The organism is Bacteroides caecigallinarum, assembly GCF_021530995.1.
Lineage (GTDB): Bacteria > Bacteroidota > Bacteroidia > Bacteroidales > Bacteroidaceae > Phocaeicola > Phocaeicola faecigallinarum.
The window spans coordinates 1-11,035 of record NZ_JADYTF010000115.1 but is presented as its reverse complement, the minus strand read 5'-3'; the positions used below and the strand labels follow the sequence as shown (position 1 = coordinate 11,035).

8 protein-coding genes and 1 pseudogene are annotated in these 11,035 nt (G+C 37.6%); 3 read left to right on the top strand and 6 right to left on the bottom strand.

The window, feature by feature from the left end; genetic code table 11:
• Together I6E24_RS13410 and I6E24_RS13405 are read left to right on the top strand one after the other, a co-directional pair.
• A pseudogene (locus I6E24_RS13410) lies at positions 1-188 on the top strand (IS4 family transposase); the annotation flags it as partial.
• 289 nt (positions 189-477) lie between these two features.
• Positions 478-1,605: a Fic family protein gene (locus I6E24_RS13405; protein WP_235329043.1), complete on the top strand. Its 1,128-nt coding sequence runs from the start codon at positions 478-480 to the stop codon at positions 1,603-1,605.
• Between the two features lie 283 nt (positions 1,606-1,888).
• On the opposite strand, the gene I6E24_RS13400 is transcribed toward I6E24_RS13405, so the two are convergent.
• From I6E24_RS13400 to I6E24_RS13380, 5 genes are all read right to left on the bottom strand, one after another.
• Positions 1,889-4,375 carry an amidohydrolase family protein gene (locus tag I6E24_RS13400; RefSeq protein WP_235329041.1) on the bottom strand — a complete coding sequence of 829 codons (2,487 nt, stop codon included), beginning with the start codon at positions 4,373-4,375 and terminating at the stop codon, positions 1,889-1,891.
• A gap of 21 nt (positions 4,376-4,396) precedes the next feature.
• The gene (locus I6E24_RS13395; RefSeq protein ID WP_235329039.1) at positions 4,397-7,165 is read right to left on the bottom strand and encodes a hypothetical protein; all 2,769 of its coding nucleotides are present in this window, start codon (positions 7,163-7,165) and stop codon (positions 4,397-4,399) included.
• A 307-nt stretch (positions 7,166-7,472) separates the two neighbouring features.
• Positions 7,473-8,162, bottom strand: coding sequence for a hypothetical protein (locus I6E24_RS13390; RefSeq protein ID WP_235329038.1), 690 nt, complete (start codon positions 8,160-8,162; stop codon positions 7,473-7,475).
• Positions 8,129-8,560 carry a hypothetical protein gene (locus tag I6E24_RS13385; RefSeq protein ID WP_235329037.1) on the bottom strand — a complete coding sequence of 144 codons (432 nt, stop codon included), beginning with the start codon at positions 8,558-8,560 and terminating at the stop codon, positions 8,129-8,131. Before I6E24_RS13385 ends, I6E24_RS13390 begins: the two co-directional genes overlap by 34 nt.
• A 6-nt stretch (positions 8,561-8,566) precedes the next feature.
• Positions 8,567-9,559 (bottom strand): hypothetical protein, encoded by a 993-nt coding sequence (locus tag I6E24_RS13380; protein WP_235329036.1) that lies wholly within the window; start codon positions 9,557-9,559, stop codon positions 8,567-8,569.
• A 354-nt stretch (positions 9,560-9,913) separates the two neighbouring features.
• Between I6E24_RS13380 and I6E24_RS13375 the strand changes: the two genes are divergently transcribed.
• Positions 9,914-10,429 (top strand): helix-turn-helix transcriptional regulator, encoded by a 516-nt coding sequence (locus I6E24_RS13375; protein WP_235329035.1) that lies wholly within the window; start codon positions 9,914-9,916, stop codon positions 10,427-10,429.
• Positions 10,430-10,485: 56 nt separating this feature from the next.
• Here I6E24_RS13375 and I6E24_RS13370 read toward each other — a convergent pair whose 3' ends face one another.
• The gene (locus tag I6E24_RS13370) at positions 10,486-10,680 is read right to left on the bottom strand and encodes an AAA family ATPase (protein ID WP_317218737.1); all 195 of its coding nucleotides are present in this window, start codon (positions 10,678-10,680) and stop codon (positions 10,486-10,488) included.
• Positions 10,681-11,035: the final 355 nt, after the last annotated feature.

The following is an 11,035-nucleotide window of genomic DNA, read 5'->3' as shown; positions in this document are numbered from 1 at the left end:
GACTTTTCAAGGATGTGTATACAGGAGCCTACGAACTGACTGTTGTAGAGAAAATATGGCTAATAATTGTTGAAGTGGTGGGCATAGTTGCAGAACTCACTGGAGCAGATGAGGACACGCTGATGCGGCAGCTTATCGAAAACAACAAGAGGCTGGAAGCACTACAGGCATATGCACAAACTGCCTAAAATCTAAATCAGAAACTTGAGAAAATGATTATGATTGATTACGTATTAACGTATGATAGAATTGTCAGCACGACAGTTCCGGGTATTTCAAGATGTGGAAACAGTAAACCTTTTTCAGGATAAGACAGGGTAGATGACTTAAAAACGTTCTTTGATAAGTTGAAACACCGTTTATTTTAATTTTTTGCTTATTATTATAATAGAAGAATTGCTTATTTTAATTTTTGCGCAAAACTTGGAATAAGAAAATCTTTATTTTAAATTTGCCATAAAAATTAAAATAACACATATGAAGAATTTTAAATCAGGCACTTATATAAATCAAGGATATTATAGAAGTTTCCAACCTAATTTTATAAATAAATCTTGGGAAATTTCTGATATGGAGGTTGTTACATTGTTAAGTAAAGCTGATAGAATGCTTGGAAGATTGGATATGTATTCTGAACATATTCCCAATATTGATTTATTTATCAGTATGCACGTAATGAAGGAAGCTACGCAATCATCTAAAATAGAAGGGACACAAACCAATATGGAAGAAGCCATTCTCTCAAAAGAAGATGTGCCTCTTGACAAAAGAGACGATTGGACAGAAGTTCATAATTACATTAATGCTATGAATGAGGCTATTAAACTATTGGGTGAACTTCCTTTTTCTTCAAGATTAATAAGAAACGTTCATAAAGTTTTGTTACAAGGTGTGAGAGGTGAACATAAACAACCTGGAGAATTTAGAAGAAGTCAAAACTGGATTGGAGGCTCAAATATAAATGATGCAATATTTGTTCCACCTGTCCATACATCTATACCTGAATTAATGGAAGATATAGAAAAATTTGTACATAATGATAAAATATTTTTCCCAGAGTTACTTAAGATTGCTTTAATTCACTATCAATTTGAAACAATACATCCTTTTCTTGATGGAAATGGACGAACTGGAAGATTGATGATTACACTATACTTAGTAAGTAAGGGTATTCTGAAAAGACCTATTTTATACTTGTCTGATTATCTTGAAAAGCATAGGAACTCATACTATACTTGTCTTATGCAAGCTAGGGAAAATAATGATATTTCTGAATGGTTTAAATTCTTTCTTACTGGAATTATCAAAACTGCAGAAAATGGAGTTAGAACTTTTGAGGAGATCCTATTGCTACAAAAAGAAAATGAGGAGAAAATAAAATCATTAGGAAGCAGATCTGCCAATGCGTTAAAGATTGTGACAGAATTGTATAAACTCCCTATTATAGATGCCAATAAAGTTGCAAGTATAACAGGAATTAGTAATGCCTCTGCATATACCTTAATTTCAAGTATGGAAAAATGTGGTATTTTATCTGAAGTTACTGGAGGTAGAAGAGGACGTATTTATATGTTAAAGAAATATTTTGACATATTTAACAAATAATTTAAAGGAAATATTCTATTTTTTGAGCGGTGTTTCAACGATTCACCGCTTTTTTTATGTCTAAAAATATGAAATACCTATCAAATCTTTTGATTACATTACTAGCCTTCTGCTTAGGTGAATCCAGCTATCTCGGCGGGTTCAAGTCCTTCCTTGAACCCGAAGTCGGTATAAGGATTGATATATCTATCGCCTGTCAGATTTTCTTTCACCATAATATAAATATTTTTATGACATCGCAAATATAATACATACACCGGTATGTGCAAATAACAGCCCCTGCCTACCTCCTGAACCGTGTAAGATTCCCATAATGGGCAATACGCTTTATATATTCCTCTATCTGTACATCAGTCCACCGGCGGTTCCCATCACTGTCCTTCTGCTTATACATGGCTATGGCTATAAGCGAATACTCATTTCTGAGTGATGTGCCGAACACACCACGGTCGTCGGTATTGATGCTCACGCACAGACCATTGCGTCTGTCACTTTCAATGGGATGGAACGCGAAGATGGGATGTTCGATGTAATGGCTGAAACGGCCTATCTTAAGGTTTGAAGTAGGATTACATTCTATAGCAATACCTTTTTCAGCCAGTTCGTCAAGCATACATGACTGCAGTCTTACTATATCGTCGGCATACGCCTCTGGTAACTGTATGGTTACGGCCTTATCGCCCTCCGTCCTGCACTCTGTATTATAGAGATAATGCTCCAGACATTTCCTAGTGTTATCATTAGGAGTCATGTCGATTCCCGACATGGTATATTTCACCTCGTCGGGCAAGTTTCTACTGTCATCGTGTGAATCTCCCCTGTGAAGCATACTTTGCCAGTAGGTATATAAGTGTGTTTCAGGATATCTCAGCCTTTGCATCAACTGTACACTTTTTTCCTCTATGAGCAGCTGCACCTTAGCCGATAAAGATATGTTATGCTCCATAGCCCTGTATTTCAGCCATACCAAATTATCGAGCAGTATCTGTTGCGGGATAATTATAGTGTTATGCCGCTCTCTATAATATCGTTCTGCATCGGTACCTAAAGCCAATGCATGCCCCAACCTGCAACCAAGGCGGAAATGCATGTAGAAAACTGTTTCGTCTATAGTTCTCAGTCCGTCCGATATATCATAGAAATCCTCTCCGGCATGGAATGTCTGATTGTCTATGCCCTTAAATCTTGCATAGCGGAATATAGGCGCGAACACTTCGGGACGGCAGTTGAATTCTGAACTGGCCGCGTCAATGCCTACAAAATAAGTCTTGTTTTTCAACCGGGCAGTGTTACCTTTCTCCCAACATTCAGACAACAGTTTTACCTGTTTCCATAGTTCCTTTATGGTTTTATGATTGCGCAATCTCCCTGGCACAGCGACATTCTCCTTTTTCTTGATAAAATGCGCCACAATGGTAAGACGGCTGTCAGGATTATTCTGATACACCTCCACATTTCCAAAGATAGAGTGCGAACAGTCATATCCCATGAATCTTTTTATCGCTCCTGGTGTCATCCTTGCTTCAAGATTATAGCGGCTGTTACCACCTATGGCGGATTGCACGGCATAGCGGTAAATAATCTCATTGAATATCTTTCTCCCCGAATCGTTCAATTCAGGTATAAATATGGATTTATGTTTCTGATAGTCATTGAAATTGTCGAATCCCACCAGACTGTTGGTTTGTACAAACTCACGTCTCAGCTTGTTCTTTATAAGACAATACAAATAGAACCATGGCGCAAGCTGTCGCATTCCTTTTGAGTTGCCCCAATAATTATAGAAGAAAGAATACATCAGCTCCCTTTCGCCATGATGCAGCATATATACATTAGTTACGGTACTTTCGGGCAGATCCATTGCACGCAAGTGGCGTATAGCATAGTCGAAGGCATAACCGCTTTCCGTTTTCAATGCCGACATACGCATGTTGTTGATACTGTATTTGGCATTGGCAAGCATTCCGGCAATGCACGGCATTCTAAGCATATTAAGGAAATCTTCCGACAGCTTGCTGTTGTTGCCGGAGTTGCACAACAATATTTCTGTCAGTCCGGCACGTATTATTGCTGCCAGCTGTACCCACCATCTTAGCGACTTGTTGTTATACACTGAGTTGCGTGCCACAGGGTCATAACTCTGGAAACTCCCTTTGTCGGTAAATCCTTCATCTCGGTCGTTTTTGCCAGCAATCATATTAGGATAGTTCATCAGACTTATCCAGTTGAAGTCGAACACCGCTATGGCTGCATTTATGTGCGAGTGAGTGTCCGACAGCCCCTCGTCCAGTATGCTGTTCAGTTTGAAATTGTCGTGTCCAATCACGTCCGGCCATACGAACTCCTTCCTTTCGTAGTTGTCCTTCAGGTCCTTTTCGGCAAGGAAAGCCGTGGTGAGCAGGTCCTCGCTGACAAGAAGCGAAGTCTCGTGCCAGCGCAACAGATTGTCGAACTTCACTATGGGCTGCCTGTCGTGCGACGTACAGAGGACACTGTCCGTGAAACGGTTCAGAACAAGAAAAGCACGCAAGTAAGCCGGTGTCCCTCCCGGCAGGAAGTTCCTTTTGACGTCGGTCATCCACTCATTCTGCATTATATTTTTGAGGGTAAATATTTCGGTGGATGAAAATTCCTTCAATTTCCATTTTATAATTTCCGCTACTACAGAAAGCATATCTTCATCCCCCCTTTTGTTATTAATCAGCTCAGCAAGCACAGGAAGTGGGTAATGATAGAAAACGGCTTCTATGGTGGAACGCAATAAATCCATACTCAGATAAAAATTAAAACGTTATTTTTGAGACTGTTTTTCTTCATACCATTTTTCTACGGCTTCCCTGATTTCGGGCTTCGTATAATTACCTTCCTTAATAAAAATAACCTCACCAAGCATCTCGTCGTTCCAATTTTTGAAGTATGGGATTCTATTTCTCATATTACGGTATATAGTATTAGTTGATGTACCCCTACCAATACCATTTATAATTTCTTCCACCGAAGGGATATTCTCTTTCAGATAGAAAATCTTATTGAACAGATTATTTATTTCATCCGTATCACCCTGTCCATTATCGTTTTTCGCCTTCTCACTCTCTTTTATTCCTTCAATAAATTCAATAAATGGCTTCAGGTATTGGAAAGATATGAAATACCTATCATTATATTCCTCATTATACACATTAAACGGATGTGTGGACATTTTGCTTTTCATTATATTCTTATAGAAACTGCTGATTGACCCGATGCCGGCTGCATCATGATTTTTAATACGATTTAGTTCAGCATTCTCAAACACAGCCGACAGCACTTCGGAATTACGTATTATGGCATCGGACAGAAGGCGATGCATTTCAGGAGGGAATCCATAGTTCATCCCCTCTCGGCTTTCTTCGCATTTGCTGAGAATTTGCCCAAGAAGAGAATTCTTATCTTTCAAAGCAAATTCATAAAGTCCAGGTGCTATATCAGAGAACCTCCCGTATGCAAACTTAATGTTTGCCATATTATAGAAAGGAGCCAATATATCGAATACATAAAAGCCTGTACTGTTATTATATTGTGTAAGATAGAACGGGATGTAGTTGGCGCGATGATTATACGATACATTATCTATATTACTGACATATTTTGATGATACAGAGCGTACTGTAGTAAGAATAAAGAACTCAGCAAGCCACAACCTTTTATAGAATGTTTCATCAAAAGCCGGACTACCATTTTTATCTTCTGTTTCGTCCTTTTCTTTTATTTCCTTAGACAGGTTTCTCAACAAGTCGTTAAACTCTTTACCATAGATTACTGTCATATCGAAGTACTTGCCATCGCTATTCTTAGGCAACAAATCACCCGGACAATATGTGAAGTATGCACCACACAGAAGCCGTTGCAGTGAGTTGGTATGCAAAAAGCGCTCGTCTATCCTGTATATTCCGCCATTACCGCCATCATTTTCGGTATTGGCTTTAGCATCAACTTCGGAACCGTCCATGTCATCCTCTTTAGGATAAACCATACCATCCTGTTCGGTGATATTCTCGTATTCCTCGTACAACTTTATGGAATAAAGGCTCTTGAGAATGAAAATCAAATCAGCATCACTGTCGTTAAGATGCTCCATTTCTATCAGTCGAAACAGATAGAACACATCGCCCACAGATATATTATAGCTGAAGTTCCCATCATTGATTATGTTTTCAATCAATGATTGTGAAGGAGTCTTCTTATTGCCGGATAAATCGGTTCCTTCGTTTGAAAAATCACGTTTAAGGATTTCCTTGAAAGTTTCCTTCAGGATGGAAACCACATTCTTGTTGAGCGAATTTCCCACACCATATTTCACAAGGCTATCTATCTTCAGTGCAGTTTCGGCAGACAGCCGACCAATCCACGTATTGAAGAAATACGATTTGAACAACCTTTTGTTCATCTTGAGCTGTTCATTGTCCGAGTGCGAATCATTCACTTCGGGCATGGATACAAGCAGTCCCACCAGCGATATAAGGTCGCGCAGGTTGTTAGGAATGACGGGCGATATGCCCCCCTTGCTGTTATAGAACAGGTATCTTGTCCTGTTGAATATCAGGTTTACTATAGCGTCCTTCAGCGGTAGAGACTTATTGTCTGACAAAGGACTTACAATCAGTTGGAGATTCCTTTCGCTCAAGCTATACAGTTGCGGCATGTTGATGCGGTATGACACAGGAATAAGCTTGGTGAGAAACTTTTTCGCCATCTCCGTAATGTCATTGTCAGTGAGATAGTTCTGTTTCGTCCATGTTTTTTCATTTGTTTTATTTCTGATATTGATGGATACGGCGTTTTGCAGCTGTTCCATTTTCACACCTATCAGTACAATGCACTGTGGCGAAGAGAGATACTGCCTTATCTGTTCGCACATGGTATACGCATTTTCCATATTGAAGTCAATATCATCAATAGGAATGACCAGCCACTTCCTGCCTGTCAGTCTCAGATACTTACTTATAAGGGAGTTTATGTGAGTCCTCAGTTCCACCCCAGCAGAAAGGGAGTCAAGTTCCTGCAGCTCATCGAAACTCCCGTCGGAGGTATTGTGGAGCGAATGCACACAACTTTTTGCCTTCTGGAAATCCTTCATAAGGCTGTTTATACAGGTAAAGTCGAAATCCGTACGGCTTTTGTTTAGATTTATAGCCTTTCCGTACATTGTACCCAAAACCAGTTCAAGCACATTGTGGCAAGTGTCGAAGAACGACGGGTCTATGACATCGAGAATCTCGAATTGGGTATTGATGATGGAACTGAAACCATTCTTTTTAAGGAATATATTTATATGTGCGGCATTGGAATCCTGCAACATATTGATAACGGTACGCATACAGGAAGACTTACCAGCACCTCTATCGCCACAGAATGCCACAATCTTCAGAGTGTTCGAACCGCTGTCGGAATCTGTATTGAATACGAACTGTTTAATAAGGCTCAAAGCCCTGACATACTGTTCGGCAAATATCGATTCCTCAAAGTCCTGTTTCTCTATTATCTCGCATCTCTCACGACCGGAATTGTAAATGAGTTTCATACTATCAGCTTTTATAGTTTGTTATACATAATATATTTGTTACGAATAAATACCACGCTGAATGACTGTGTTTCTGTAATATTAGTGGATTATTTTGATATATGCAAGCAGGAGGGTGGAATAGTTGCTTTTAGTGGAACAAAATAATAGACAAACTAAAAACGCGGATTCAAAATTTAATGCAGACAATACGAAGTAGAAGATTTCAGATGGTTTTCTCTTAATTCTAAATGGTTGCAAAGCATATAAATGAAAAAAAGCGACTCTTAGAGCCGCTTTTTTATTTATACCAATAAAGGTGGAACAATTATTCAAAGTTAATAAACGCTGTTGTCTTAACGGTATTGACGTCTGTAAATGTAACTTTAAGTTTACCCTTAGTAACTCCGTCAGAAATTTTAATTTGTTTATCCGTAGTATCAGTATCAAAGCCTGCAGAAGCAGAAGAAACACCGTCAATAGACATCGAAGCTGTTACTTTACCAGCAGTATCTGCGTTATCAGCTATTTCTACTCCATCAACCTTTACTCCTGTGTAGAATGAATCTTCACCTCTACCATACTGGATAGCAAGACCATTCTTAACCTTGTCATCTCCTTCTGTATAAAGTGATTTAATAATATTACCAGCTTCAAGTTTAGCTACATCCTGAGCAACACCATTTACATAGTAAACAAGTTTAGGCTGTTCAAATTCAGAATGGATTTCAATAGTGAACTTAGTTTCAACTTTAAAGTTATTGTTGCCATCAACTACTTGGATAGACATTGTTGTTGTAAGTTCGGTAGCGATTAATGCATGTTTATTATTATCTACGAGATTACGTAATGTAACAGCTGTTGTATTATCTGTAAATGTTTGGTTAGAAGGATTTACATTTACATTACCAATATTATCGTATGAAACAGTTACACCACCGAGTTTCTTGTTAGCACCAATATTATTTGCATTAAAGTTGAATGCTAAATTATAATCAAATACAAGAGAAGCCCCCAATTTAGCAGAGAATGTATCGCCATTCCACTGAGCAGAACGTGGGAAGATTTTACTTCTCCTGCAACATTCATGATATTTAAAGTAGCTACTAATCCACTAACTTCAACGGCTGAAGAAGGAACTGTAACATTCATACCTTCAACTTTAATTCCTAATGCATCTGCTTTAGCTTTATAGGTTCCTTCGAATGATATATAAGAGTCATAGCAATCAGCAGCAGTAAAGTTGAATTCAGTTGTCTTACCTGGCTTTAATATAGCTGTAACTGGGCCTGATGCACCATTTGTTACAACATCATTGACACCATCCCAAGAAGCTGAAATTGTTCCAACAAAACCAGCTGCATCTGCTGCTGTAGCATTAGCATCTGCCTTAATAGCTATATCATAACTTGTCATTACAACTCAATTAACTTCTAATGCATACAAGATATATCCGTCATTTGTTTTTACTGCATTTTTAAATCCGTCAGTTGTAAATTCATTAGGCTGTATAACTAAATGCCAAACGCCATTTACTGAAGCTGCACGTGAATTATCAGTAGACAACTTATCTGATGCAGGCACTGCAAATATAGATACTGGAGCTTCATTACCTTTAGTATCAACTAAAGCTAACTTTTGAGCTCCTAAATCAACTGATGCAGGAGTTACTGTTAGTGCATTATAAGCAGTAGCAATCTGTCCAATTAAAGTTTGGTTTGCAGCAACAGGACCTTTAGGACCTTTCCAATTCTTCATTGCATCAGATTGTGTTCCTGCGTATCCCCATAAAATTGGAGTTGCGGTAGGGGTTGTAGTACCAGATACAAATCCTGTTGTATTTCCAAAAGTTAATTTATTAAGAACTGTAATATTTGAGATTGTAGAAGCTGCAGTAGGCAATTTTACAGTCTGCTTACCATTTTCAGTATAAATAGTCAATTCATAGCCGGCAGCATCACTACCTGTTACAGTTACACCAGAAACAGGGATGTTAGTGTTAGTGTATTCACCGTCTTCACCAAGTACCCACCATGTTCCGTTTTCAGCTTTTACCAAGCCTGTTTCAGCTGTAGCCTCTTCAGCTACCTTAATACCTGTAGCTTCACCATCAATGTAAAGTTCATTATCCTTTACTTCTACAGTTTGTCCTTTTTCACCTTCTGGGATTGTGATAGGAGTTGTAGAACCGTCGCTGAAGGTAAATGTAATAACCTGACCTTCAATAGCCACACCTGATACATATTTGCCAGCCTTTACAAGTTCTTCAAGAGCCTTAATCGCATCAGCGTTAGCTGTAATCTGTTCCTGCAAGTTCTTGATATCATCATCATAGTCCTTACAAGAAGTAAAAGTTCCTGCTGAAGTCACCAAAAGAGCTCCAAACAGAAGTGCACTTAAATACTTTTTTCTCATGATAAAAAAAATTTAATTTATAAATTAAAAGAATTAAATGGTTATAATTCAATTCGTTATAAACAAAACATATAGAAACAAGTATCATGAAAAACAGTTGAAAAACGGGGGACATTTGCGGGGAGTATTCAGACAACGATACTGCAACGAACCTGCTCCAGAAGGCTCCCGAGGGCGATTTTACCGACTTGAAAATATCGTGCCGGCAATTCAGTAACATAATTCTTTTGCTTTAAGAATATATTATCATAAGTTTTATAAATAAGATAACCAGTGATTTATATCAGTAACCGTATTTGGTTATTATCGTAAAAATATATACTTTTGTATTGATAGCAAACAATAAATACAGTTATGTACGAAGAATACATTAAATCAGAAAGGACACCTGCGGGAAAAGTACTTGAGCATATTTTGAGAAAAGCAAAATTAACACAAAAGCAGTTATCAGAAATGTCAGGTATATATCCACAGAGAATCAGTGAACTGATCAAGGGAACGAGAGACTTCACTATCCAGCAATCCATTGATATAGAAAAGGCATTGGGTATAGGCATTGAAGGATATTTTTATAAAATACAGGCAAATTATGAGGTCTATGCTTTTCTGACAGAAAAAGAATTGACACAACATCCTGATTTATCAAAATTCAGTACAGCACTGTTTTGGGACACAAGAATAGAAAAAATCAACTGGATAAAAAATAAGGAATGGGTCATTCAGCGCATATTTGAATATGGCAACAGTCAGGAGATTAATGAAGCCATCAGATTTTATGGTAAGGATACCATAATAACTATATTGCATAACATTGGCAGTGAGTGGAAAAAAGAAACAAGGGTAAAGAACTTTAAAGAATTTCTCCAATGAAACTTCACCGGTTTGGTATATCACTGGAATAGGGTCAGAGTTTGAGATTTTTTGTTTCATTGTTTCTTACATTCACAGTACTGTATATTGGATATACATTCCAACTTTTCCGTTTTTTTTGATATCAAAATCTTTGAAAAATCGCGTTTCATTTGAAATGACACAAGCATACTCTTACCGAAACGTCTTGGACGGCTGAGGGAATATACAGATTTTTCATGTAATGTATAAATGTATTCAGTTTTGTTTATATATACATATCAGTTGTTGTGAATCTTCTCAAAACCATGTATGCCGATGTAAAACTAGTATCTAATATTAATAAATAGGCTATTGATTATACTTCTGAAATTAAAAAAAATTTCAATCAACTGAAGTATATCACTATGTAAAGGTTGACGCAGATTCGTAATTATATCTGCAAAATCGATATTGTAGAAAAGTTCACGATAAGGTTGAAAACAAATGGTATTTGTTTTGAATGTTCGTTAATGGAAATATATTGTGTAAAACAATTCCTGTAGATTGTCATCTTTTAAGTTAATCTCTTTTCTGTTATTTGATGACTTTATTATTATTAAAAAAGGAGAGAACCTGTTGTGGGAA

Bases quoted from the DNA above. Each gene is read 5' to 3' on its own strand.
- I6E24_RS13385 (WP_235329037.1), bottom strand. From the start codon at position 8,560: ATGACAAGTTATGATATAGCTATTAAGGCAGATGCTAATGCTACAGCA.
- I6E24_RS13395 (WP_235329039.1), bottom strand. From the start codon at position 7,165: ATGAAACTCATTTACAATTCCGGTCGTGAGAGATGCGAGATAATAGAG.
- I6E24_RS13400 (WP_235329041.1), bottom strand. From the start codon at position 4,375: ATGGATTTATTGCGTTCCACCATAGAAGCCGTTTTCTATCATTACCCA.
- I6E24_RS13405 (WP_235329043.1), top strand. From the start codon at position 478: ATGAAGAATTTTAAATCAGGCACTTATATAAATCAAGGATATTATAGA.
- I6E24_RS13375 (WP_235329035.1), top strand. From the start codon at position 9,914: ATGTACGAAGAATACATTAAATCAGAAAGGACACCTGCGGGAAAAGTA.
- I6E24_RS13380 (WP_235329036.1), bottom strand. From the start codon at position 9,559: ATGAGAAAAAAGTATTTAAGTGCACTTCTGTTTGGAGCTCTTTTGGTG.